Raw genomic sequence first — 21,987 nt, 5'->3', positions numbered from 1 at the left:
TGGTGGGCAACTACACGTAGCGCAACAACTATGCCGCCGCGAACGTGCAGTCTGCGCTGGCAACAAGGGTAACGAACGCCCCGCCCAGCGTGCTGTTGTGGTGCTCGATGATCATGTCCGCAGCCAGCACCGGCGAATCGCTGGTGGTGTGCGCGTCGGCCACCAGCACCGCCGGGAAACCGAGATCACGGGCGGCACGGCAGGTGGTATCCACGCAGTAGTCGGTCTTCATGCCGACGATGACCAGCTCCTCGATGCCGGCCCCGGCCAGCCGTTCGGCCAGGCCCGTACCGAAGAAGCAGCTTGGCCGCGTCTTCTCGAACACGGTGTCACGTGCCGGGTCGATGGTCAGCTCGGGCAGCAGCTGCGACAGCGGGTTGTCACGGGCCAGCGGCGATCCCGCCGGGCCGACATGGCGTGCAGCGAAGACCGGAACACCGGCCGCATGGGCGCGGGCGATCAGTGCGTTGATGTTGGCCAGCACCTCGTCACCGCGATAGGGGCGGCGCGCGCCATTGAACAGGCCCTGCTGCATGTCGATGACCAGCAGGGCGCGGCGTGGCAGTGCGGGCAACGTCACGTCAGCGCCTGCAATGCCTCGAACACCGGGGTTTCACCCTCGGTGAGCTCGATGATGCGGCGGCGTACCTGCGGATGTTCGATCAACCCCAGCAACGTGGCCGCGACGTCGGCGCGGGGGATGTTGCCGTAGGGAATGGCCAGGCCTGCGCGCACCCGGCCGGTACCAGGTTCGTCGGTGAGCGTGCCGGGGCGCAGGATCACCCAGTCCAGCGGACTGTCGGCCAGGTGCACATCGGCGCGCTTCTTCACCACCATGTAGTTCTCGAAGGTGTCCGACAGGTGCTTGCCGCGGCCTGCCTCGGGGAAGGCGGATACCAGCAGGAAGCGCGGCACCGCTGCCGCCTGCGCCGCGGCAACGGCCAGCTCGAGCCCGCGTCCATCGATGGCATCGGTCATCGACGCACCGCCCTTGCCGCCGGCACCGGCCGAGAACACCATCACGTCGCAACCCTTCATCAATGCCGCCAGCGCGGTGGCGTCCAGCTGCAGCAGGTCGCCCTGGACCGGGCGTGCGCCGAGCGTGGCCAGTTCGTCCGCCTGTTCCGGCGCGCGGTGCAGCGCCAGCACGCGGTGACCACGTGCGCTGGCCTGCTGGACCAATGCACGGCCGACTTTACCGGCGGCGCCGACAATGAATACTTGGCTCATTCTGGATCCTGTACTGGGGGCGGATTCCAGTGTGCCGCGCAGTGCTCCAACGCAGCGTGACAGACAGCCGTGATGTTGCCGTGCCCGAACTGCGGCACCTCCTGCATGGACTGTTCACCTCCCATCCCCGTCCGGCCAACGGCCTGCAGCATAACGTGATGGCTCCCTCGATACTTGGAGTGCCCCATGGCCATCAAAACAGCGGAAGACCTGTTCATCCACGAATTGTCGGACATCTACAGTGCCGAGAAACAGTTGACCAAGGCCCTGCCACGACTGGCCCGCGCTGCGCAGAACGCTGAGCTGGCGGCCGCCTTCGAAACCCATCTGGAAGAGACCCAAGGCCAGATCGAACGGATCGACCAGATAGTGGAGGTCCTGGGCATCCGCCTGAAGCGGATCAAGTGCGCGGCCATGGAAGGGTTGGTGGAGGAAGGCAAGGAAGTGATCGATGCCATCGACAAGGGTGCCGTGCGCGATGCCGCGCTCATCGGCGGTGCGCAGAAAGTGGAGCATTACGAAATCGCCTCATACGGCACCATCGCGGCACTGGCCAAGCAGCTAGGCTACAAGGACGCCCTGCCTTTGTTGCTGGAAACCCTGGATGAGGAAAAGGCGACCGACGAGAAGCTGACCCTGCTCGCCAAGAGTGGTGGCAATGCAAAGGCGGCGCAGGCTGCGTGATCCAAGGCTTCATCCGCACGACGCCGTCCGCACTGACGGCGTCGTGCGATCCGCAGACAGGAGCAGACATGCATCCCGATGTCCTCGGCTGGGTTGCCACGGCGGTCCTGATGGCGACGCTGATACGGCAGATGGTCAAGCAATGGCAGGCACCGCATCCGGAAACGGTGTCGAAGTGGTTGTTCCTGGGGCAGATGACCGCCTCGATCCTGTTCACCGTCTACAGCGCCCTGCTGGCTTCGACCGTGTTTGTCGTCACCAATGTGTTGTTGCTGCTCACTGCGGTTGTCGGCCAGGTGCTGGCGTTGTGCCGACGTCGCCGGTGCGCCGCGCCTCCGCCGTGCTGAGCCTGCAGCCCCTCATGGAGCACGATCATGGAAGCATCTGCGGCCCTGATCATCATCGACCTGTTCAGCCTGTTCGATTTCCCTGGCGGTCAACGCTTGGCTGCGCTTGCGGTGCACGCGGCGGAGCGGGCAGCAGCGCTGCGCGACGCCTTCGACAAGCGTGGCCTGCCCGTCATCCACGCCAACGACAACTTCGGCGACTGGAAGCGGGACTTCCCCGCGCTGGTGGACGCATGCCGTGACCACGGCGGAGCATCCGCCCGGATCGCCTCGATCATGGCGCCGCAGTCGCATCACTATTTCATCCTCAAGCCCAAACACTCCGCTTTCCTGGCAACGCCGCTGCCGGTGCTGCTGGCATCGCTCGGTGCTTCGCGGGTGGTTCTGGCAGGCATGGCGCTCGATTCGTGCGTGCTGGCCACAGCGCTGGATGCCAATTCACGCGAGTACGAAACCGTCGTGGCATGGGAGGCGACGGCCGCCCTGCCCGGCCGCCGGGAACCTGCACTGCAGGTATTGAAGCGCTCGGCAGCCGCGAAGGTCCTGGACAACCGGCAGATCATCGCGCTGCTCGATGCCGGCCTGCACCGCCCTTCACCCTGATCAGCTCAGGTGCGGGGCAACCACGGCGCTCATCAGGTCCATCGCCGCAGGGGCGCTGCCTCCCCGGTCAGCCCTGCGCACGAAACCCCGCCAATCGGCGTAGGCCGCCTGGCTGAGCTCCGCGGAGCCGGTCGGCAGCAGCCGCATGGACCAGTAAGGGCACATGCGGCGCCCGACCCGGCCGCGTGCAAGCTCGACGATTTCGCGATGGCTGCTGGCGTCGAGGATCCGGTTATAGGCGATCTGCAATGCATCCTCGGGCCCCTCGATGTACTGCAGGAAGCGCTGTCCATCAAAGAGCAGGATGCCGGTGATGCCTACATCCCGGTTGAAGCGGGCGGCGTCCTCGACCAAGGCGGCGAGGCGGTCTTCAGAAAGGTCGGGAACTGCTTCGCTTGCGTAGGCGATTGCGCGGTTTGCCATGGACGTAGGGTTGGGTTTGCCTGACTCCCTACCTTACGAATCCGTTGTCAACGCCGGGTCTTTGCGCGCGGGCGCAGCCGTGAAGGCCGCTCTCCTGCCGGCGCGCCCCCGGTCGCGCCGGGCCGGTACAGGACCTGGCAGTTGGGGCAGAAGAAGGTTCGCCGATGGGTGAGGCCCAGGTAATGCTTGCTGACCGGCCCGCTGCATTGCGGACAGGTCGTGCGGGTATGCACCTGCCAGCGCTTCTTCAGCTCACCTGCCCGCTTCCAGCGCAGGAAATCGAAGCTGTACCCGCGTGTCTGCTCGATCAGCCGGGTCAGCACGCGCGGCGGCAGGTCACCTACCCTGCTTGCGGGGTGCACGCCCACCCGGAACAGAACCTCGTTCTTGATGATGTTGCCGACGCCGGAAAAGACGGATTGATCCAGCAACGCATCGCACACCAGCATGTCTGGACTGGACTTCAACTTCCGGCGCGCGAGGCTTGCGTCCCAGGCATCGCTCATCACATCTGCACGCCAGTCGTAGACCGCCTCCAGCGGCTGGTCGATCAGCTTGACCGAGCAGGCGTAGAAGTTCATTTCGCCCTTGCTGAACTGCAGCGACACCCTCGGCACGGCGTCCTTGCGCTCATTGATGCGGTAGCTGCCGAACATCATCAGATGGATACGGGGTGGCCTGGCTGAACTCCAGCAGGAAATGCTTGCCCCAGCTGCGGACTGCTTTGACGCGACGGCCGAGCAGGGGATCCAGATCCACGCGGCTGCTACCACCGACGCCGCGCACGGTCCGGCCCTTGAACTGTGCAGCGGCCTCGCGCAGCAGGACGATGGAAGGACCCTCAGGCACCCCGGCTCTCCTTCATCATTGCCTGCAGGCGCAGGGCATTGGGTACGGCATGACCCTGCGCGGTATTGTCCAGGATGACCCAGGCAGGTCCGCGCCGTGCTGCCGCCTCTGCGGCCTTGGCCAGCACCTGCAGATCGCCCTCCTGGTAACTGCTGTAATACATCCGGGGCCTGCCATGCCAGCGCCAGTAGCTCAGATGGCGTGCACCCCCGGGCTCGCGCGCCGGGGGAGCGGGCGCCGGATCCACTGCTGCGCGCGCAATATCGTGCCTCGCCAGCAGTGCATCTGCCGGCGCTGTGAACCAGCTTTCATGCCTGGGCTCGCAGGCAACCGCGACCTCCGTACGATGTCGCAGTGCGCGGAAGAACGTGGAGGCCACGCGGGCATCAAAGACCAGGCGCGGTGGAAGCTGCAACAGCAGCGCACCCAGCCGCTCGCCCAGGTGATGGACGGCATGCAGGAACGGGTCAAGCAACGGCGCCGCGCCCCGCAACCCGCACTCATGGCTGATGGCCTGCGGCATCTTCACCGAAAAGCGAAAACCGCCCGGCACAGCGTCGGCCCATCGGGCGTAGGTCCCGGGTTTGTGGGATCGGTAGAACGATGAGTTGATTTCCGCGCATGTGAACTGCGTTGCGTAGCGCTGCAGCGCGCTGTTTCCATCGCCGAACGCATCGGCGTGAGCGGTGGGAACTGACCAGCCAGCGCAGCCTACGAGAACAGGCGCCATTTCCAGGATGTCGATGTCAGGCCTCATGCGGCTACTCTCGCTCGCACCCCGTACCGCCACGGTGAACCAAGGCCCGGTTCCGCGTGAAGACCTGCATGCTCGGCGTGCCGAAACGGCTGTGGCTGCTCCTTCGCATCCTGCACACAGGAGGCATCCGCTGCCTTGATGCCTGCGGGAGGACAGTATCCACAACAGAAAAGGAAGAGCACGACCTGGCATGCAGAAGCACGGTAATGATCGATCGCGGGAACATTGTCTACTGCTGGTGGAAGATCAGCTGGACCTTGCTGAACTGGTCGAGGATGCGCTTGCCGACGAAGGCAACACGGTCACTCACGCCGAAAGTGTTTTCGAGGCATTGTCCCTGCTCCGGGAAGGTATGTTCGATGCCGCAATCCTCGATATCGAGCTCGGTGATGGTGTGGTCTTCCCGGTCGCCGATCGCCTGGCCGAGCTGGGCGTGCCATTCGTGTTCGCATCGGCCGTCTACGACCAGGTCGTTCCTGCGCGGCACCAGAAAGCACGCTTCATCGCCAAGCCTTTCCACATCCCGCAACTGCAGGAAGCCGTGAGTGCAACGCTGGCGCAGTCCCGCGCTGGCAGGCACCCTTGATTCACCCTGGCCCGAAGGAGAGAGATCCCATGAGCAACAAGCTGCCATTCAATCCGACAGGCGACGCCAGCGACCAGGACAAGGCGCACACACCGGACAAGGTGCGAAGCGACCACAGCTGGAAGAAGGGAAAGGACATGCCGGAGCAGGATGAAACCGCGCATCCGGACGATTACGAACGCCCACCCGTCGATCCCACACGCGGGGAGCCGCAGCCCTGAGCGGGATGGCGGCCCATGCAGCTGGCCTCCGGCCCCCGTGCGCCCTGCATGACGATCAGAGGGAATCAAACCACTCCGCGTAGGGCGTGTTCTTTACCAGAAACCGGTTGTAGTCCTTGCTGCCATCCAGCCACCATGCCGGCCCCCGTTCGCCCAGGCCACGTTTGGCCGCGTCCACCGCCCGCCGCGCCGAACGCAGTGCTTCACCATCCCCGCTTCTCATTGCCGCATGGACGGCGCGCCGCGCATCCATCAGTGCTGCAACCCACCGCGCGCGCTCGGCGGCTGTCAGGCCGGGGTTGGTTGCCCGCCACAGACGCCCCCGCACCACCAGGTAGCGACGATCGGGGGTCAGTGGCGGCATGCCAGCGCCGCCCTTGACCCTGCAGTCCGAGGTGTCGCCATCTGCACTCATGGTGTCAGGACGATCTTCCGGCAGTCGTCATCCTTGGCGTCGAACATCGCGTAGCCCTGCGCTGCGTCGGCCAGGCGCATCCGATGCGAGATGATGTTGCCGGGGTCAAGCCGGCCTTCCAGGATGGCGGTCAGCAGCTCAGGCATCAGGCCCTGCACATGGGTCTGGCCCATCTTGAACGTCAGCCCTTTGTCGAACGCATCGCCCAACAGGAAACCGTGGATGAAACCGGCGTAGACGCCCGGAATGCTGACCACGCCGCCGCGCCGCGCGGCAGCGATGCACTGCCGGATCGCCACGCCGCTGCTGCCTTCGAGCTTGACTGCGGTCAACGCAGTTTCAAGCGAACTGCCCTCCGCCTCGAACCCGACCGCCTCAATGCAGGCATCCACGCCTCGCCCACTGGTCTGGCTGACGATGTAGTCGGCGGGATCGTCCACCTTGCTGAAATCGATGGGCGTGATGCCATAGGTGCGTTGCGCGAAATCCAGCCGATACGGCAGATGATCGACCATGAAGATGGTTTCCGCACCCAGCAGGCGGCAGCAGGCAGCGCTCATCAACCCTACTGGTCCTGCACCGAAGACAGCAACCGTCGAGCCCGCCTTCACCCCGGCGTTGAGCGCTGCCTGATAGCCGGTCGGCAGGATGTCGGACAGAAACAGTACCTGCTCATCTGCTACGCCTTCGGGAATGCGCAGTGGACCGACGTTGGCTTTGGGCACCCGCACAAACTCCGCCTGGCCACCAGCGACTCCACCGTAGAGGTGGCTATACCCAAACAACGCGGCCGGCGGCATCAATCCCTTCGCATTGAGCGCCGCCCCTTTGCCGGGGTTGGTGGTCTCGCACGCGGCGTACTCCGCCAGCTGGCAATGGAAGCATTCACCACAGGCAATCACGAACGGGATGACCACGCGGTCACCAGGGCGTACCTGGGTCACGCCCCTGCCAACCTCTTCCACGATACCCATGAACTCGTGGCCCAGCACGTCGCCGCTGTGCAGGTCGGGAATCTTGCCCCGGTACAGGTGCAGGTCAGAGCCACAGATGGCGGTGGCAGTAACCCGCAGGATGAGGTCGTCCTCGGCAGCGAGTACCGGATCGGGTACGGTCTCAACGCGCACATCCTTGCGGCCGTGATAGGTCAGCGCCTGCATCATCGTTCTCCTGCCGTTGGGGACTGCAGGGTTGCATGGTCACCGCTGTGGCTGCGGTGACATTGCCGTGTGCGGCGCGTGCATTCCGCTGCTGCGGCGTCAGCGGTCTTCGGCATCCACGGTGATCTCTCCCGAGGTCTCCAGCATGGCCAGTTCGATCTGGTGATGGCCACCGCAGCCTGCCTTGCGCATGGCCACGTCCAGGTCCTCCGGCGCCACGTTGCAGCGGCGCAACTGATCCCAGAACACCTTGCCGTTGCGCACCAGCACGACCGGCGCGCCCTCCACCCAACGGTGCAGCCGACGATTGCGCGCGGTCACGTAGCCGACCAGCCAGTTCAGACCCAGCAGCGTGGCGGCAAGGATGAGCCCGCCAAGCAGCGAGGTGTCCTCGCCGATCAGCGAGTTCTGCACCGCCGTGCCCAGCAGGACGATGACCAGCATGTCGAACGGTGCGGACTGCCCGATCGATCGCTTGCCACTGAGGCGCGTCAGCAGAAGCACCACGACGTAGACGGCGGTGGCCCGTAGTACGAACTCGAACCACGGCATGCCCAGCTCGAACAGATCGGTCACGGTTTTCTCCCTGCATGGCCTGCCCGGAGGGATACAGAACAGGTCGTCCACGCCGCGTGACTCCGTCTGCGCGGCCTGTTACAGCGGGTGCAGGGCCCATTGGCCCAAGGAGAGCCCCCTGCGAAGGATGCGGTACGCGTCGCGGTCGAACACCGGATCACTGCGGCGCACGCGCCGGGCAGCGGCCAAGGTCTTCGCGCTGCCGTGATAGAACCATCCATCGACGACATGAAACTGCCGCATCGCTTCACCGCGTTCCTCGATGGCCACGGGTCCTGCGTAGGGCCATTCGGCAATCTCCAGCAGCCTCAACGCGTCGGCGAGCCGTGTCTGATGCTCGGCCAAGGTCTCGCGGCCGCAGCAGGCGCCGGCGCACTGGCGCAGCATCGAGCGGAAGCACGGGCGCCCGGACGGCAGCCGCTCAAGGCCCAGCAGCGAATAGCAAAGGCGATTTTCATCGGCCACGCGGCGCAGCGCCTCACGTGCCCCGCGGGCACTCGAATAGATGCCGTACAGCATCGGCGTGGACGTCAGATCCACCTCTGCCGAGTTCACCACGCTGGTCTCGCCGCGATACAGGCGCAGGCTGAACTGGCGCGGCAAACGCCGCAGCAGGCGGTTGTACAGCGGGCGCTGCGCTTTCACCATCGACGCCTCCAGCAGCTGCGCGCCCAGGTCCCCGGCCATCGGCAGATGGCTGATGCGCTCCGACTGGCGCAGCATCGCCGCTTCTTCGGCCGTCCGTAGATGATCCATGACCCGCGTGCGCAGGTTGATGCTCTTGCCGATGTAGAGCGGCAGGCCGCACTCGCGGCCATGGAAGGTGTAGACACCCGGTCGTGCAGGGAGCGCCTGCGCCTGCGCACGCAGATGCTCGGGAAACACATACCCGGCGGCGCGGGCGGAACGTCGCGCGGCCTGCGCATTGGAAGGCATGAAGGGCAGCAGTGAGGTGCAGTGGGGCCAGCGACACATGATAGGCATGCGCTGCAGGACCGCCAACGCAGGGCTGCTCACGGCACTGAACGCTTCACGTTGATGCCGCGGACACCCGCCGTGCACGCCTGCGACGCGGGCCCCTGGATGAAGCTGTGGGACCGCCGTACGGAGAATAACCATGACGCAGGACAACCCCGGCGCCCTCGGGCGCAAGCGATGGGCCATTGCCGAGGGCTACATTCCCGGTTGGAGCCATGGGCCGGAGCCCGAGCTGCAGAGTCACGAGACGTGCTGCATCCTCAATGCCGGCAGCACCGATGCCCGGATCAGCCTGATGCTGTACTTCGAAGACCGCGAGCCGCAGGGTCCCTATGCCTTCACCGTCCCCGCCCAGCGGACCTGCCACAAGCGCTTCAACGACCTGCAGGAACCCGCCCCGGTACCGCGGGGCGTCGGCTTCTCCTGCGTCATCGAGTCCGACGTGCCGGTGGTGGTGCAGCACACGCGCCTGGACTCGCGCCAGGCAGAGAACAGCATCATGACCACCATCGCCTACCCGCTGTGACCCGCGCCGTGCACGCGGCGCCGACATTGCTGGGCCAAGGCGTTTACTGCGATGCATCCAGACTGCCAGCTCCTTTCCCCGCAGAGGACGCACGCATGCCAGTGCTCAATTACCCGAAGCCGCCGTTCAAGGCGCAGCAGCAGTCCTTCCCCGGCAAGACCAGCAAACTCGACCCGAAGCCGGACCACGGAGAAACGAGCTACAAGGGTCACCGCCAGCTTGAGGGCAAGAAGGCACTCATCACCGGTGGCGACAGTGGCATCGGCGCAGCGGTCGCCATTGCCTACGCACGCGAAGGGGCAGATGTGGCGATCGCCTTCCTGGAGAGCGAAAAGGATGACGCGGCTGACATCGGCAAGCTCATCCAGGAGGCCGGCCAGAAGGCGGTGCTGGTCCCCTGCGATATCAGCGACGAGGCGCAGGCCGAGCAGTTGATCGAGCGCGTCGTGCACGAACTGGGCGGCTTGGACATCCTGGTCAACAACGCCGCCTACCAGCGCTACTACGAGTCGTTCGACGAGATCACGATGGACGACTGGCGCAAGACGTTCGATACCAATGTCCATGCGCTGTTCAACCTGACCCGACTCAGCGTTCCGCACCTGAAGGACGGCGGTTCGGTCATCAATACCGCGTCGGTGAATTCAAAAAAACCGACGCCGAACATCCTGCCGTACTCCACCACCAAGGGTGCGGTCGCCAACCTCACCATCGGCCTGGCCGGCCTGCTGGCCGAGAAGGGCATCCGTGTCAACGCGGTCCTGCCGGGCCCGATCTGGACGCCGTTCATTCCCGCCGGCATGGCCGCGGACAAGGTCGAAAATTTCGGCAGCCAGACCCCCTTCGGCCGCCCCGGCCAGCCCGCTGAACTCGCGTCCGCCTACGTGATGCTGGCCGCTGACAGTGCCAGCTATACGTCGGGCGCGCTGCTCACCATCTCCGGTGGCGCCGTCACCCTGTAACCCGCTACTCACCTCTCCCAAGGAAACCCCATGAGCCGCAACCAGTACGACATGCAGAACCCCCTCACCCAATTCCCGCAACCGACCTACCCGGCCCAGGTGCAGACGCCACCGGGTACGGTGCACGAATTGAATCCCAAGGCAGATCACGGCGAGAAGAGCTACGTCGGCCTGGGGCGGATGAAAGGGCGCAAAGCGCTGATCACCGGCGCTGACTCCGGGATCGGCCGCGCGGTGGCCATCGCCTTCGCGCGGGAAGGCGCGGATGTCGCGCTCAACTATCTGCCCGAGGAAGAGAAGGACGCGGCGGAAGTCGTCGCCCTGATCGAAGCGGAAGGCCGCAAGGCCATTGCCCTGCCCGGCGATCTGCAGGACGAGGTGTTCTGCCGGGACCTGGTGAAGCAGGCCGTGGACGGGCTGGGCGGACTGGATGTGCTGGCCAACATCGCTGGCAAGCAGTTGGCCGTGGAGAAGATCGAGGATCTGGACACCGAGCAGTTCGAGGCGACCTTCCGCACCAATGTGCACGCGCTGTTCTGGGTCTGCAAGGCCGCCCTGCCCCATCTGCCGGCCGGCGCGACGATCATCAACACCGCTTCCATCCAGGCCTACCAGCCCTCGCCGAACCTGCTCGATTACGCGCCCACCAAGGCCGCCATCGTCAACTTCACCAAGTCGCTGGCGCAGCAGGTGGCCGAGCGTGGCATCCGCGTGAATGCGGTTGCGCCGGGCCCGATCTGGACGCCGCTGCAGCCCGCAGGTGGCCAGCCGCCGGAGGCGATTCCCGATTTCGGTTCGCAGACACCGTTGAAGCGCGCGGGCCAGCCGGTGGAGATGGCGTCGGCCTATGTGCTGCTGGCCACCCAGGAATCGAGCTACATCACCGGTGAGGTGATCGGCGCCACTGGCGGCATGCTGCTGCCGTGACCCAGGACGTAGTTGAAGGAGTGAGCATCGCGCGTGACCCTGAGGGTCACGCGCCGATCAACGCATACGCGGCCATCGGTGACGGGCGGTCTGCCGCACTGATCGCGCCCGATGGCAGCATCGACTGGTGGTGCGCACCCTGCTTGGATGCACCACCTCTGTTTGACCGCTTGCTGGATGCGGCGGACGGCGGCCGTTTCGTGCTGCAGGCGCGCAACATCGAGAACGTCTCCCGCCGCTATCGGCCAGACAGCAATGTACTGGAAACCGCGATCCGCACCGCTTCCGGCCTTGCGCGGGTGACCGAATCGCTGAACAGCGGCCCGGCCGGACGCCTGCCGTGGTCCGAACTGGCGCGTCGTATCGAGGGACTGGAGGGAGAGGTCACCTTCGATCTGCACTATTTACCCGGTACCCGCGCCGGCAGCTGCACGCCCTGGATGAGCGACACGCCCAACGGCTGCGTGCACCACGTCGGCCCGGTGATGACCATGCTGCGCTTTCCCGAGCAGACCCGCATCGAGCAGTGTGACGATCGCGAGGTGAGGGGCAGCATCCGGGTTGCATCAGGCGAGCGGGCGATCATCGCCCTGCTGGCCTCGCAGGACGAGGTGCTGCCGGTACCGCCCCTGCAGGACATCGATACCCGCATTGACCGTTCCGACCGTGAATGGCGGCAATGGGTTGCCGATCTGCATTGTGAGAGCCGCCAGCGCAGCGACGTCATGTGCTCGGCGCTGGCGTTGAAGTTCCTCTGGTTTGCACCCACCGGGGCGATCGCCGCAGCGGTGAGTGCCTCGCTGCCCGAACGCCTGGGGGGCGACAAGAACTGGGACTATCGATACGCCTGGGTGCGCGATGCCGCATATGTCATCAAGGCGTTCCTGCGTGTGGGCGCCCTGCCCGACGCGAAGGCAGGCTTCAGCTGGCTGATGACCACCATCGGTCGCCATCGTCCCGGTATTCCGCCGTGCTACACCCTGCACGGAGAACGTGTGGAGCAGGAGCGCTACATCGACATCCCTGGCTACCAGGGCAGCCAGCCGGTGCGGGTCGGCAACACCGCCACCGACCAGCTGCAGACCTGCGTCTACGGCGATGTGCTGGAGATGGCCAGCCGGATGATCGAGGCCGGACACATACTGGATCCCGCTACCGCGCGCCTGTTGTTCGAGCTGGCAGACGAATGCGCCGACCAATGGATGCGCAAGGACTGCGGATTCTGGGAGCTGGAGGATCTGCAGCACTACACCATGTCCAAGGTGGAATGCTGGATGGCCCTTCGACGCGCCTGCGAGCTCGCTGAAAAGGGCCACATCACCCGCGCGCGTCTGCCACGCTGGCAGCGGGAGAAAGAGCGCATCCTGGACTGGATCGATGCGCACTGCTGGGATGAGGGCAGGCAGACCTATGTGATGCACGCCGGCAGTGACCGGTTGGATGCCAGCCTGTTGCTGGCCTCGCGATTCGGCCTCGCCGAGGTACGGCGGGAACGCTTCATCGCTACCCGTGACGCCATGCGACGCGAGCTGTGCGATGCCAGCGGCGATCTGCTGTGGCGCTACAGCGGCATGCAGGACTGCGAAGGCACCTTCATCAGCTGCGCGTTCTGGATGGTGGAGGCGTATGGCCTGCTGGACGAGCGGGACGAGGCCGAGCGCCTGTTCCATTCATTGCTGGGGCGGGTACGCAACGATGTCGGGCTGATGCCGGAGATGTGGGATCCATCCACCGGGCAGGGACTGGGCAACACGCCGCAGGGCTTGAGTCATCTGGCGCTGATCCATGCCGCGTTTGCGGTGGACGGCCACTAGATCTGCGCTGAAGGAGTCCTCAGCTGGCCAAGGCCAGCTGGGGAGTCGGCAACGCCTCAACGGCAGCCAGGCTTGCCAGATGATCGGCAAAGCCACCGACGGCGCGGCCTGACAACCGGCCACTGGTGGTCACCACTGGCGCGCTGGCCCAACGGATCGACGCGCCTGCCGCCTCCAATCGATGCACCAGATCCACATCTTCGGAGCATCGCTTCGCCGCGAACCCGCCCGCCCGCCGATAGGCAGCGGCCGAGACCCCGAGGTTGGCCCCGTGCACGCGACCATGCCCCTCACCCCAGCGCTCGCTGCGCTGGAAGCAGCTGCGCAGCCACGCCTGCTGCGGCGCCAGCTCGCCAAGATCGACGACGCCACAGAACACGTCGGTCCCCGCAGCCCGTTGGGCGACCAGCCAGTCGCCAGGGACCTCGCTGTCTGCGTCGGTGCTCGCCAGCCAGGTGGCGCCACGCTCGACCAGCACCCCCGCCGCGGCCGCGCGCGCAGCGCCGACGCACCGTGCCTGCAGGCTGAGGGTTTCCGTCGCCATCCGCGCACAGACCTCGGCGCTGCCGTCCGTGCAGCCGTCCAGCGCAACGATGATCTGCACCGGCTCGCCAGCCAACCCCGGATGCGCTGCAGCGATGGCCAGCGAGCGCAGGCATGCCGCCAGGTGCTCGGCCTCGTTGTGTGCCGGCACCAGCACGCCGATCATCTCAGCCCCTCGTTGCTGGCCAGCGAGAGCGGTGCGCGGGTCCAGCCCTGCAGGATGAAGTCGCTGTCGCGGTAGCAGAACGCCTCCTGCAGGCCATGCCCCAGCCGCTCATGCACCAGGGCACTGCGACAGGCGCGGCCCGGGAATGACGGCAGCCAGTGACAGGCCACCAGCAGGCCATCCTCCTTCATGGCCGCATGCAGCCCATCGCGCAGTTCAACCAGCGCTTCCGGGCCCAGGTAATAACCCATTTCGCCACACACGATCAGATCGAAGCGACCAGCGGGCCATTGCTGCGGATGCTGCGCACAGTGCACCTGCACGTGCGGCAGGTGGGCGAGGCCGCGGCGCGCCTGGAAGGCGGCGCGTGGGCTGATGTCCGTGGCCAGCAGGCGCTCACAGCGGCCGGCCAGGCGCTCTGTGAGCACCCCGTTGGAGCAGCCCAGTTCCCAGCCGCGCTGGAAGGTGGACTGGGTCAGACTGGCCATCAGCAGGTCGCGCTTGCGCTCTTCGTACCAGCGAGTGCGGTAGCCGAAGGGATCGTCATTGGCGTGGATTTCGTCAAAGTAAGGCTGGGCGCTCATGCAAAGTAAACCTCGTGGGTACGGTAGAAGCGGGTGAGCACGTGGTCCGGAAGGATGGGCTCGGCCTGCAGCCGGGGAACATTGCCGGTCTGGGTGCGGAACTGGGCGATGGCCTCACGCTTGCGCGCGGCAACCGCAGAGATGTCTAGAAGGCGTGGCGCCTCCCAAGCCATGTGGGCGCAACCGGGATCCAGCCAGTGCCAGCCCCATACCGGATATTCCAGGCGCTGGCATCCGGCCATACGCGCGGCACGCCAGGCAGCGCGGCCCGCTGCTTCATGGTCGGGGTGGCCATCAAAGCGCCACGGTGCCAACACCAGGTCGTCCTCGCGCAACGTCTGCCACAGCCAGTCTTCCAGGCCCGTTTCGTGATCGCTGACCCCGCCGTCGGCAATGCCGAGGTGGACGATGGCCCCAGCATCGATGGCCAGCGCACCGAGAGCGTCGCGCAGTTCCTCTCGGCGTGCCTGGCGCAGCCGCTGCGGTGTCCACCAGGCCTCGCCCGGATAGCATGCCTCGCCGTCGGTCACCGCTACCACCTGCACCGGCACGCCAATGGCTGCCGCCGCACACAGCAATCCGCCACAGGCCAATACCTCGTCATCCGGATGCGGCGCGACCACCACGATGCGCCCGGCTCCGCCAATGAGTTCGGCCAAGGCCGTCTCGGGCTGCTGCCAGAGCCAATCGCAGTGCTCCCACGCGCACTCCTCCGAGCCCTGCCCGTGGATGGTGGCTACAGCGCCCATGGCATCACCTGCCGGGCGCATTGTTCGCCCAGCCATTCCCAATCCTTGTCGGCATGGCTCTGCCGCATGAACACGGTCAGATCAGCCCAGCGTCGCGCATGGGCATCTTCCATGCACATCGGCGCCGGGCCAAGCGCGCGGCCCGCCAGGTCCAGCACCTGCGTGGCAGCGCGTTCGACCACGCTGCGTACGCGCACCACCTGCACCCGATGGGTTAGCTGCGGAGCAGCATCGACGGCATGGGCCAGTTCGCGCAGCAGCGCTGCCGCCGGGGCCAGCGCGAGGTCAGCCTTGCCCAGCAGGCGTGCACGCAAGCCCTCACTGCAGGCGTGCTGCATGCGCTCGGCCAGCGCGGTCGCCGCACCAAACCACACCGCGGCGATGCCAGCACCACCGTGCCAGAAGCCGGGACGTTCCAGGTAACCGTTGACGGGCCCGACCGCTTCGGCCTCAGCGTCATCGAAGCGCACCGTGGTCGATGGCACCCCGGCCATGCCGGCGGCCGGCCACGGCTCGCTCTCCATGCAGTGCCACTGCGACGCGTCCACCTTGTACAACTGGACGCCCGACTCACCGCGCACGGTCACCAACGCGGTGTCGACCAGGTTGCTTCCGGAACACCAGGGCTTGTCACCGCGCAGGCGGCCAGTGTGCTCGGCCCGTAGCGTACTGGCGGGGCCTTCAGCTGCCCACACCGCGAACAGTTGCTCCGCAGGAACGGGCACACGTAGTTCATGCAGGATCGCGATTGCATCATGATGCGCCTCCAGCACCTTGGCCAGGCACAGATCCTCATGGCCCAGGGCAGCCAGCGCACGCCAGCGTTCCAATGTGCGGCCCTGGCCTGGAAGGGGAAGATCAGGCAGCTGCAGCAGGCGTTGCCGGGCGAGATTGGACAACGGGGGAGGCAGCACTGGAGCAAGCATCTGGTGTATATCGCTAGGGACAGACCTGCAACGTAGGCGCTGCCCGATCACGTTGCTGTCTTGCCGGCGTGTCCGATGGATGAATGCTTTGGCAGTGCATCCTCACGACCTGCGCCGACAGCCACGATGAAGGATTCAGATGCTGACGGTGAGCCATGTCGGCGCGTGGTCGCTGGCTTTCTCCTGCAGCCGCACCCAGCGGTCGACGCCTGCGTCCTGCAGGCGCGGCGCCAATGCCGGGTTCAGCAGCAGGTGATCGATGCGCAGGCCGCGGTCGCGCTCGGCGTGCTGGCGGAAGTAATCCCAGAATGTGTAGATGACGGTTTCCCCGTGCACTTCGCGCAGCGCATCGCGCCAGCCCTGCGCGAGCAGCTGCTCGAATGCCTCGCGGACGTCGGGCTGGAACAGCGCGTCACGCTTCCAGGCCTTGGGGTCATACACGTCTAGGTCGGTGGGGATGACATTGAAGTCGCCCATCAGCACCGCCGGGTGGGGCAGATCGACCAGCGAGCGGGCATGGCGCAGCAGCCGCTGCATCCAGCGCAGCTTGTAATCGAACTTCGGGCCGGGCTGCGGATTGCCGTTGGGCAGGTACAGCGCGCCAACGACGATGCCATGCACGGCCGCTTCCAGATAGCGGCTCTGGCTGTCCTTGGGATCCCCCGGCAGCCGGCGACGGCTTTCGATCGGCATCGCATCCCGCGCCAGCAGCGCGACGCCGTTCCAGCGCGCCTCGCCGCACCAGATCGCGCCATAGCCCGCCTGCTCCAGCTCGGCTGCCGGGAAGGCAGCATCGGTGGCTTTCAACTCCTGCAGGGCCACCACATCGGGTGCCTCGCGATCCAGCCATGCCAGCAGATGCGGCAGGCGCGGGCCGATGCCGTTGACGTTGAAGGTGGCGATGCGCAGCGTCTTCCGGCGTGGCATGAAGGGTAACCCCGGCAACCCCGTGCGGGGATCGATGGCCTGCAGTATCCGCGCCTGCAGATGCAGGCGCGGTGCAGGGCCATTCATCCGTAGTCAGCGCCCCTCGCGGTAATCCATGTCCTGCAGATCCTGCAGCAGCGTCGGGCCGACCGGCTGCCAGCCAAGGCGCTGCCGCGTCAGTGCACTCGATGCCGGCAGGTCCATGCCGGCGAACAGGCCGAACCAGCCGAACATCGCGTCCGCGTCTACCGCAGCGATGCCGCGCACCGGCACGCCCAGCCCCGCGCCCACCACCTCGGCGATGCGGCGGGCACTGATGCCCTCCTCGGCCACGGCGTGGTAGCGCTCACCAGCGCGGCCGCGCTCCAGGGCCAGGACGTAGGCACGGGCCACATCATCCACATGGGCCGCAGACCAGCGGTTGCCGCCCTCGCCCACGTAAGCGGCTACGGCCTGTTTGCGCGCGTTGTCGATGAAGTAGCTGATCAGGCCCTGGCGGAAGGCATCGTGCACCTGCGGCAGGCGCATCACCCGCACGTCGATGCCCGCGTCGAGCAACGCGTTGCCCGCGCGTTCGGAGGCGATGCGTGGGTTGCCATGGCCAGGATTGAACACGGTCTCCAGCGCCGGCTGGCCGGGCGCGGCCTCACCCATGCCGACGCCGGAGGTGATCAGCAGCGGGCGCGGCGAGCCCTTCAGTACCTCGCCCAGTGCGCCGATCACGGCCGCGTCCTGCTCGCAGTTGGCGGCGAAGCGGCTGAAATCGTGGTCGAACGCGGTGTGGATCACCGCATCGGCTGCCGCCGCGCCTGCGCGCAGGCTGGCCAGGTCGCCCAGCTCGCCACGCTGCACGTGGGCGCCTGCGGCACGCAGGGCCTCCGCGCCCGCGTCCGAGCGGGTCAGGCCGATGACCTCATGGCCTGCCGCCTGCAACTGCTCGCATACGCGGCGGCCAATGAAGCCGGTGGCGCCGGTCAGGAATACACGCATGGGATGCTGCTCTGCTGGAAAGTGGGACCAGTATCCGGCTCCGCGCATCCTGTTAAAGTAGTGACGTTATACAGGTATAGCGACTGACAGGCAGGGAACGGCATGAACCAGCATTCGCTCGGGGAATTTCTCAAGAGCCGTCGCGCACGGCTGGATCCGGCCAGCTTCGGTTTCGCCACCGGCCGCCGACGCACGCCAGGCCTGCGTCGCGAGGAGGTGGCGCAACGGGCCAGTATCAGCCCGACCTGGTACACCTGGCTGGAACAGGGCCGCGGCGGCGCGCCGTCGGCCGAGGTGCTGGACCGCATCGCCTCCGCCCTGCGCCTGACCGATGCAGAACGCGAACACGTCTACATGCTGGGGCTGGGCCGCCCGCCGGAAGTGAAATACCGCAGCGGTGACAGCATCTCGCCGCGCCTGCAGCGGGTGCTCGATGCCCTGCCCTACAGCCCGGCGTTGATCCGTACCCAGACCTGGGACGTGGTCGCCTGGAACCACGCCGCCACGGTACTGCTGACCGACTACGCGCAGGTGCCGCCCAGCGAGCGCAACATCCTGCGCTTCATCTTCAGCAACAGCCGGGTACGCGCGGCGCAGGAGGATTGGAGCAGCGTCGCCCGCTTCGTGGTGGCGTCGCTGCGGGCCGACGCGATCCGCGCCGGTGCCGAGGCCGAGGTGGCGCAGCTGGCGGCCGAGCTTTCGGCCAGCAGCCCCGAGTTCGCGGCGCTCTGGCGCAGCAACGATGTGGCCAGCGAAGGCGATGGCAGCAAGCGGCTCAAGCACCCGGAGCTGGGCCCGCTGGAGCTGGAATTTTCGACGTTCGCGGTGGAGGCACGCCCGGACCTGTCGATGATCGTCTACACCGCCGGCAACGCGGCCACGCTGCAGCGGATCGCGGCGTTCATCGAGGCGCGGCGCACCCCGCCGCCGCCTGTGGGAAAATGACGGGCAGCTTCCCCCGTTGGTTGTTGCAAGGAGTTCCTGATGTCCCCCTTCCCCTTCGATGCCGTGCTGTTTGACTGCGATGGCGTCCTCGTCGATTCCGAGCCGCTGGTGGCCCGCGTGCTTTCGGAAATGCTGACCGAGCGCGGCTGGCCACTGACCCAGCAGCAGGCCGGTGAGATCTTCCTCGGCAAATCCGTGGCGGGCCTGGCTGGCCTGATCGAGGAGCGCACCGGCAAGCCCTTCACCGAGGCGTGGCTGGACGAGTTCCGCCGCCAGCGCAACGTGGCGCTGGAGCGCGACCTGGTTGAGATTCCCGGCGCGCCGTCCGCCGTGCGTGCCCTGCAGGCGGCCACCGGCGGCAGGATCGCCTGCGCCTCCGGCGCCGATCTGCTGAAGGTGCGCCTGCAGCTGGGCAAGATCGGCATCCTCGATGCCTTCGGCGGGCAGATCTTCAGTGGCCAGGACCAGCCGCGGACCAAGCCGCACCCGGATGTGTACCTTGCCGCCGCCGCGTCGCTGGGCGTCGATCCGACCCGCTGCGCGGTCATCGAAGACACCGTGACCGGCGCCACCGCGGGCGTTGCTGCCGGCGCCACGGTGTTCGGCTACAGCCCGGGCGGCCAGTACCACAGCACGCCCGAAGCCCTGCGTGCAGCCGGTGCCCATGTGATCTTCGAGTCGATGCACGAGCTGCCGGCCGTGCTGGCCGCGTACGCCGCCAACGCAGCCGCGTGATCGGCGCTGCCGCCGCCCCTTCCGGGTGCGGCGGCAGCCTTGCATCACCAGGTGCTCAACACCAGGTGCGCATCACCAGGTAAACCGCGCCGTCGCCGTCACCGTGCGGCCGGTGCCGTAGTAGCACGACGACACGCCGGTGCAGGTCGACACGAAGCGCTTGTCGGCCAGGTTGCTCAGGTTCAACGACAGCAGCGTGCCCACTGCGCCATGCAGGCCGGCGTCATAGCGGATGGCCGCATCCCACAGGGTGTAGGACGGAATGCGGTACAGGTTGGCACTGTCACCGTAGCTCGTGCCGTTGTAGCGCACGCCCGCCGCCAGACTCAGGCCCTCCAGGGCACCGGCCTGGAAGGTGTAATCCCCCCACAGCGAGGCGGTCCAGTCGGGCACCATCGCCAGTTCCTTGCCGCGGTAGCCGTTGTTGCTGCGGGTGACTTCCGATTCCATCCACGACGCAGCGCCGATCACGCTGAAGCCCTGCAGCGGGGTGACGCGCCCTTCCAGTTCGACACCGCGCACGCGGCCTTCGCCATCCTGCACCTGGCACTGGCTGGTGCCCGTGGTGCCGCAGGTGTTGTGGCTGCTGTCCGGATCATCGGTCAGCACGTTCTGTTGGCGCAGGTCGTAGGCCGACACGGTGATCAGGCCGTCGAAGCTGGCGGGCTGGTACTTCAGGCCCACTTCCCACTGCTTGCCGGTGATGGGATCGAACGCCGTGCGCTCAAACGACTGCGTGGCCGTGCTGCCGGCCGGCTGGAAGGATTCGGCATAGCTCAGATACGGGGTCAGGCCGTTGTCGGCCACGTACAGGATGCCGGCGTTGCCGCTGAAGGCATCGTTCTTGATGTGGCTCGGCGTGCGTGCGCCGTAACGGTCGCTGGCCACGGTGTAGGCCTGGGTCCAGGCGTCATCCTTGGTCCAGTCATAGCGGCCCCCGACGGTGAAGCGCCACTTGTCCAGCGCGATCTGGTCCTGCAGGTAGGCACCGGTCTGGCGGTTGATGCCACCGGAGTAGCTGATCGACGTGGTGGCCGGGATGTAGCCGCTGTAGACAGGGTTGAAGATGTCGATGGCGGTGGGCGTATCGGTGGCCGTGCCCATCGCGCCGCGCGCGGCGGTCCAGTCGGCCTTCTGCCAGTCCACGCCCAGCAGCAGGGTGTGCTCGGCGGCGCCAGTGCTGAACTTGCCGGTCAGCCTGGTATCGGCGGTATCGCCACGCGAATCGCCCTCGCCCCAGGTGGAACGACGCTTCTGCGTGCGGCCATCGGCGTTCAGCGCGCCATTGGTCACCACGCTGCGGAAGGTCGATTCCACGTTCAAGCGGCGCGCGCTCTGGCTCAGCGTCCAATGGTCGTTGAAGGCGTGTTCGAACAGCCAGCCACCGGACCAGATGGTGCGGTCGTAGGTGTTCCAGGTCGGCTCACCAATGAAGGTGCTGTTCTTCATGTGGCCATGGGGCGTGGCCACCAGGGTGCCCGCCATCGGCAGGAACTGGTAGGTCGAGCCGCCATCGTCGCGCTGGTACAGGCCCAGCACGGTCAGGCGGGTGCGTTCGGCCATCTGCCAGGTATAGCTGGGGGCGAGGAACCAGTGCTCCTGGTCGGTGTGCTTGATCTGCGTGTCACCGTCACGGTACAGGCCAACCAGGCGCCCGAGATGCCGACTGTCAGCGCTGCCGGCGCCGACGTCGAAGGCGGTGCTGTACTGGCCGTTGCCATCCACGCCCAGCTGCAGCACCTGCTGCTGGTCCGGGGTGGGCGTCTTGCTGACCTGGTTGACCATGCCGCCCGGTGCCACCTGGCCGTACATCACGGCCGAAGGGCCCTTGAGGACTTCCACGCGGTCCAGGTTCCAGCTGTCGACCATGGTCCGGTTCCACTGCCCACCCTGCGGGGCGCGCATGCCATCGACGGTGACGTTGTTGCTCCAGCTGCCGGCATCGAAGCCGCGGATGCGGAAGTCGTCAACACGGTTGTCGATGCCGGTGCTTTCCAGCGAGACACCGGCCACGTAGCGCATCGCCTCATTGAGGTTCTGCACGCCGCGTGCGTCCAGCTCCTCACGGGCGATGACCGAGACGGACTTGGCCATCTCCGCCACCGGGGTATCGGTCTTGGTTGCACCCGAGGTGTGGGTGATCGTGCGGTAGGCGTTGACGTGCACTGCATCCAGATCGGTGGGCGTGGCACCGTCCGGCATCGCCGACTGGGCCTGTGCGGCGATCGGCAGCGCCAGCAGCGTGGCAACGGACACGGACAGCAGCGAGCGCATCGGCTCGCGGGCAAGGGAACGGGTATGGGACATGGGGGACCTGCTGATAGGAGGCGCGCCTGGGCGGCGGCAGCGGCGCTGGTTAAGGGC

General features: G+C 66.6%; 26 protein-coding genes and 1 pseudogene. 11 read left to right on the top strand and 16 right to left on the bottom strand.

Annotated features, from left to right (window positions below):
• Nucleotides 1-28 precede the first annotated feature (28 nt).
• Both C1926_RS16125 and C1926_RS16120 read right to left on the bottom strand, forming a co-directional pair.
• The gene (locus C1926_RS16125; protein WP_216822016.1) at nucleotides 29-580 is read right to left on the bottom strand and encodes a cysteine hydrolase family protein; all 552 of its coding nucleotides are present in this window, start codon (nucleotides 578-580) and stop codon (nucleotides 29-31) included.
• Entirely contained in the window at nucleotides 577-1,230 is a 654-nt protein-coding gene (locus C1926_RS16120) for an NAD(P)H-binding protein (RefSeq protein ID WP_108759904.1), read from the bottom strand. Before C1926_RS16120 ends, C1926_RS16125 begins: the two co-directional genes overlap by 4 nt.
• 186 nt (nucleotides 1,231-1,416) lie before the next feature.
• On the opposite strand from C1926_RS16120, the gene C1926_RS16115 reads away from it, so the two are divergent.
• The 3 genes from C1926_RS16115 to C1926_RS16105 all read left to right on the top strand — a co-directional run bounded on the left by C1926_RS16115 (nucleotide 1,417) and on the right by C1926_RS16105 (nucleotide 2,864).
• On the top strand, nucleotides 1,417-1,914 hold the full coding sequence (locus C1926_RS16115; RefSeq protein WP_108759903.1) for a DUF892 family protein: 498 nt from the start codon (nucleotides 1,417-1,419) through the stop codon (nucleotides 1,912-1,914).
• Nucleotides 1,915-1,982: 68 nt separating this feature from the next.
• Nucleotides 1,983-2,261: a hypothetical protein gene (locus C1926_RS16110; RefSeq protein WP_108759902.1), complete on the top strand. Its 279-nt coding sequence runs from the start codon at nucleotides 1,983-1,985 to the stop codon at nucleotides 2,259-2,261.
• Between the two features lie 27 nt (nucleotides 2,262-2,288).
• Nucleotides 2,289-2,864, top strand: coding sequence for an isochorismatase family cysteine hydrolase (locus C1926_RS16105; protein WP_108759901.1), 576 nt, complete (start codon nucleotides 2,289-2,291; stop codon nucleotides 2,862-2,864).
• Here C1926_RS16105 and C1926_RS16100 read toward each other — a convergent pair whose 3' ends face one another.
• The 3 genes and pseudogenes from C1926_RS16100 to C1926_RS16090 form a co-directional block, all read right to left on the bottom strand.
• A complete protein-coding gene (locus tag C1926_RS16100) occupies nucleotides 2,865-3,287 on the bottom strand; it encodes a BLUF domain-containing protein (RefSeq protein WP_108759900.1) in 423 nt (140 codons plus the stop codon).
• Between the two features lie 47 nt (nucleotides 3,288-3,334).
• Nucleotides 3,335-4,136 (bottom strand): annotated as a pseudogene (locus tag C1926_RS16095) (DNA-formamidopyrimidine glycosylase family protein).
• On the bottom strand, nucleotides 4,129-4,893 hold the full coding sequence (locus C1926_RS16090) for a DUF72 domain-containing protein (RefSeq protein WP_108760738.1): 765 nt from the start codon (nucleotides 4,891-4,893) through the stop codon (nucleotides 4,129-4,131). Before C1926_RS16090 ends, C1926_RS16095 begins: the two are co-directional and overlap by 8 nt.
• A 190-nt stretch (nucleotides 4,894-5,083) precedes the next feature.
• On the opposite strand from C1926_RS16090, the gene C1926_RS16085 reads away from it, so the two are divergent.
• Nucleotides 5,084-5,479 carry a response regulator gene (locus tag C1926_RS16085; protein WP_108759899.1) on the top strand — a complete coding sequence of 132 codons (396 nt, stop codon included), beginning with the start codon at nucleotides 5,084-5,086 and terminating at the stop codon, nucleotides 5,477-5,479.
• 29 nt (nucleotides 5,480-5,508) lie between these two features.
• Entirely contained in the window at nucleotides 5,509-5,700 is a 192-nt protein-coding gene (locus tag C1926_RS16080; RefSeq protein WP_108759898.1) for a hypothetical protein, read from the top strand.
• 55 nt (nucleotides 5,701-5,755) lie between these two features.
• On the opposite strand, the gene C1926_RS16075 is transcribed toward C1926_RS16080, so the two are convergent.
• The 4 genes from C1926_RS16075 to cho form a co-directional block, all read right to left on the bottom strand.
• Nucleotides 5,756-6,064, bottom strand: a complete 309-nt coding sequence (locus tag C1926_RS16075; protein ID WP_108760737.1) for a hypothetical protein — start codon at nucleotides 6,062-6,064, stop codon at nucleotides 5,756-5,758.
• A gap of 47 nt (nucleotides 6,065-6,111) precedes the next feature.
• Entirely contained in the window at nucleotides 6,112-7,275 is a 1,164-nt protein-coding gene (locus C1926_RS16070) for a zinc-dependent alcohol dehydrogenase (protein ID WP_108759897.1), read from the bottom strand.
• Nucleotides 7,276-7,374: 99 nt separating this feature from the next.
• The gene (locus C1926_RS16065) at nucleotides 7,375-7,851 is read right to left on the bottom strand and encodes a YetF domain-containing protein (RefSeq protein ID WP_108759896.1); all 477 of its coding nucleotides are present in this window, start codon (nucleotides 7,849-7,851) and stop codon (nucleotides 7,375-7,377) included.
• Nucleotides 7,852-7,929: 78 nt separating this feature from the next.
• Entirely contained in the window at nucleotides 7,930-8,787 is an 858-nt protein-coding gene (cho, locus tag C1926_RS16060; RefSeq protein WP_108760736.1) for an excinuclease Cho, read from the bottom strand.
• 181 nt (nucleotides 8,788-8,968) lie between these two features.
• On the opposite strand from cho, the gene C1926_RS16055 reads away from it, so the two are divergent.
• The 4 genes from C1926_RS16055 to C1926_RS16040 all read left to right on the top strand — a co-directional run bounded on the left by C1926_RS16055 (nucleotide 8,969) and on the right by C1926_RS16040 (nucleotide 13,058).
• Nucleotides 8,969-9,355: a sensory rhodopsin transducer gene (locus C1926_RS16055; RefSeq protein ID WP_108759895.1), complete on the top strand. Its 387-nt coding sequence runs from the start codon at nucleotides 8,969-8,971 to the stop codon at nucleotides 9,353-9,355.
• 95 nt (nucleotides 9,356-9,450) lie between these two features.
• The gene (locus tag C1926_RS16050; RefSeq protein WP_108759894.1) at nucleotides 9,451-10,317 is read left to right on the top strand and encodes an SDR family oxidoreductase; all 867 of its coding nucleotides are present in this window, start codon (nucleotides 9,451-9,453) and stop codon (nucleotides 10,315-10,317) included.
• Nucleotides 10,318-10,347: 30 nt separating this feature from the next.
• On the top strand, nucleotides 10,348-11,244 hold the full coding sequence (locus C1926_RS16045; RefSeq protein WP_108759893.1) for an SDR family oxidoreductase: 897 nt from the start codon (nucleotides 10,348-10,350) through the stop codon (nucleotides 11,242-11,244).
• Between the two features lie 20 nt (nucleotides 11,245-11,264).
• Nucleotides 11,265-13,058, top strand: coding sequence for a glycoside hydrolase family 15 protein (locus tag C1926_RS16040; RefSeq protein WP_108759892.1), 1,794 nt, complete (start codon nucleotides 11,265-11,267; stop codon nucleotides 13,056-13,058).
• A gap of 19 nt (nucleotides 13,059-13,077) precedes the next feature.
• Here C1926_RS16040 and C1926_RS16035 read toward each other — a convergent pair whose 3' ends face one another.
• The 6 genes from C1926_RS16035 to C1926_RS16010 form a co-directional block, all read right to left on the bottom strand.
• Nucleotides 13,078-13,767, bottom strand: a complete 690-nt coding sequence (locus C1926_RS16035; protein WP_108759891.1) for a glycosyltransferase — start codon at nucleotides 13,765-13,767, stop codon at nucleotides 13,078-13,080.
• Nucleotides 13,764-14,351 (bottom strand): SAM-dependent methyltransferase, encoded by a 588-nt coding sequence (locus C1926_RS16030; RefSeq protein WP_108759890.1) that lies wholly within the window; start codon nucleotides 14,349-14,351, stop codon nucleotides 13,764-13,766. Before C1926_RS16030 ends, C1926_RS16035 begins: the two co-directional genes overlap by 4 nt.
• Complete coding sequence (locus C1926_RS16025; RefSeq protein ID WP_108760735.1) at nucleotides 14,348-15,100, bottom strand: PIG-L family deacetylase; 753 nt, start codon at nucleotides 15,098-15,100, stop codon at nucleotides 14,348-14,350. The genes C1926_RS16030 and C1926_RS16025 overlap by 4 nt, the downstream gene beginning before the upstream one ends.
• On the bottom strand, nucleotides 15,088-15,999 hold the full coding sequence (locus tag C1926_RS16020) for an acyl-CoA dehydrogenase (protein ID WP_254057294.1): 912 nt from the start codon (nucleotides 15,997-15,999) through the stop codon (nucleotides 15,088-15,090). The genes C1926_RS16025 and C1926_RS16020 overlap by 13 nt, the downstream gene beginning before the upstream one ends.
• 162 nt (nucleotides 16,000-16,161) lie before the next feature.
• Nucleotides 16,162-16,953: an exodeoxyribonuclease III gene (gene xth / locus C1926_RS16015; protein ID WP_108760734.1), complete on the bottom strand. Its 792-nt coding sequence runs from the start codon at nucleotides 16,951-16,953 to the stop codon at nucleotides 16,162-16,164.
• 93 nt (nucleotides 16,954-17,046) lie between these two features.
• The gene (locus C1926_RS16010; protein ID WP_108759888.1) at nucleotides 17,047-17,943 is read right to left on the bottom strand and encodes an SDR family oxidoreductase; all 897 of its coding nucleotides are present in this window, start codon (nucleotides 17,941-17,943) and stop codon (nucleotides 17,047-17,049) included.
• Nucleotides 17,944-18,045: 102 nt separating this feature from the next.
• On the opposite strand from C1926_RS16010, the gene C1926_RS16005 reads away from it, so the two are divergent.
• A complete protein-coding gene (locus C1926_RS16005; RefSeq protein WP_108759887.1) occupies nucleotides 18,046-18,888 on the top strand; it encodes a helix-turn-helix transcriptional regulator in 843 nt (280 codons plus the stop codon).
• Nucleotides 18,889-18,927: 39 nt separating this feature from the next.
• Nucleotides 18,928-19,623, top strand: a complete 696-nt coding sequence (locus C1926_RS16000) for an HAD family phosphatase (protein WP_108759886.1) — start codon at nucleotides 18,928-18,930, stop codon at nucleotides 19,621-19,623.
• A 72-nt stretch (nucleotides 19,624-19,695) separates the two neighbouring features.
• On the opposite strand, the gene C1926_RS15995 is transcribed toward C1926_RS16000, so the two are convergent.
• Nucleotides 19,696-21,930, bottom strand: a complete 2,235-nt coding sequence (locus C1926_RS15995) for a TonB-dependent siderophore receptor (RefSeq protein ID WP_254057292.1) — start codon at nucleotides 21,928-21,930, stop codon at nucleotides 19,696-19,698.
• Nucleotides 21,931-21,987 lie beyond the last annotated feature (57 nt).

Origin of the sequence: Stenotrophomonas sp. ZAC14A_NAIMI4_1 (assembly GCF_003086915.1) — a bacterium.
In the GTDB taxonomy this organism is placed as follows: domain Bacteria; phylum Pseudomonadota; class Gammaproteobacteria; order Xanthomonadales; family Xanthomonadaceae; genus Stenotrophomonas.
The sequence above is the reverse complement of the archived record's forward strand: the minus strand, read 5'-3'. Positions and strand labels throughout refer to the sequence as shown.

Excerpts from the sequence above, each read along its gene's own strand:
- C1926_RS16080 (WP_108759898.1), top strand. The coding sequence starts at position 5,509 with ATGAGCAACAAGCTGCCATTCAATCCGACAGGCGACGCCAGCGACCAG.
- C1926_RS16090 (WP_108760738.1), bottom strand. The coding sequence starts at position 4,893 with ATGAGGCCTGACATCGACATCCTGGAAATGGCGCCTGTTCTCGTAGGC.
- C1926_RS16070 (WP_108759897.1), bottom strand. The coding sequence starts at position 7,275 with ATGCAGGCGCTGACCTATCACGGCCGCAAGGATGTGCGCGTTGAGACC.
- C1926_RS16035 (WP_108759891.1), bottom strand. The coding sequence starts at position 13,767 with ATGATCGGCGTGCTGGTGCCGGCACACAACGAGGCCGAGCACCTGGCG.
- xth (WP_108760734.1), bottom strand. The coding sequence starts at position 16,953 with ATGCCACGCCGGAAGACGCTGCGCATCGCCACCTTCAACGTCAACGGC.
- C1926_RS16120 (WP_108759904.1), bottom strand. The coding sequence starts at position 1,230 with ATGAGCCAAGTATTCATTGTCGGCGCCGCCGGTAAAGTCGGCCGTGCA.
- C1926_RS16005 (WP_108759887.1), top strand. The coding sequence starts at position 18,046 with ATGAACCAGCATTCGCTCGGGGAATTTCTCAAGAGCCGTCGCGCACGG.
- C1926_RS16105 (WP_108759901.1), top strand. The coding sequence starts at position 2,289 with ATGGAAGCATCTGCGGCCCTGATCATCATCGACCTGTTCAGCCTGTTC.
- C1926_RS16100 (WP_108759900.1), bottom strand. The coding sequence starts at position 3,287 with ATGGCAAACCGCGCAATCGCCTACGCAAGCGAAGCAGTTCCCGACCTT.
- C1926_RS16025 (WP_108760735.1), bottom strand. The coding sequence starts at position 15,100 with ATGGGCGCTGTAGCCACCATCCACGGGCAGGGCTCGGAGGAGTGCGCG.
- C1926_RS16055 (WP_108759895.1), top strand. The coding sequence starts at position 8,969 with ATGACGCAGGACAACCCCGGCGCCCTCGGGCGCAAGCGATGGGCCATT.
- C1926_RS16085 (WP_108759899.1), top strand. The coding sequence starts at position 5,084 with ATGCAGAAGCACGGTAATGATCGATCGCGGGAACATTGTCTACTGCTG.
- C1926_RS16110 (WP_108759902.1), top strand. The coding sequence starts at position 1,983 with ATGCATCCCGATGTCCTCGGCTGGGTTGCCACGGCGGTCCTGATGGCG.
- C1926_RS16030 (WP_108759890.1), bottom strand. The coding sequence starts at position 14,351 with ATGAGCGCCCAGCCTTACTTTGACGAAATCCACGCCAATGACGATCCC.
- C1926_RS16115 (WP_108759903.1), top strand. The coding sequence starts at position 1,417 with ATGGCCATCAAAACAGCGGAAGACCTGTTCATCCACGAATTGTCGGAC.
- C1926_RS16075 (WP_108760737.1), bottom strand. The coding sequence starts at position 6,064 with ATGCCGCCACTGACCCCCGATCGTCGCTACCTGGTGGTGCGGGGGCGT.
- C1926_RS16010 (WP_108759888.1), bottom strand. The coding sequence starts at position 17,943 with ATGCGTGTATTCCTGACCGGCGCCACCGGCTTCATTGGCCGCCGCGTA.
- C1926_RS16000 (WP_108759886.1), top strand. The coding sequence starts at position 18,928 with ATGTCCCCCTTCCCCTTCGATGCCGTGCTGTTTGACTGCGATGGCGTC.
- C1926_RS16050 (WP_108759894.1), top strand. The coding sequence starts at position 9,451 with ATGCCAGTGCTCAATTACCCGAAGCCGCCGTTCAAGGCGCAGCAGCAG.
- C1926_RS16045 (WP_108759893.1), top strand. The coding sequence starts at position 10,348 with ATGAGCCGCAACCAGTACGACATGCAGAACCCCCTCACCCAATTCCCG.
- C1926_RS15995 (WP_254057292.1), bottom strand. The coding sequence starts at position 21,930 with ATGTCCCATACCCGTTCCCTTGCCCGCGAGCCGATGCGCTCGCTGCTG.
- cho (WP_108760736.1), bottom strand. The coding sequence starts at position 8,787 with ATGCCTTCCAATGCGCAGGCCGCGCGACGTTCCGCCCGCGCCGCCGGG.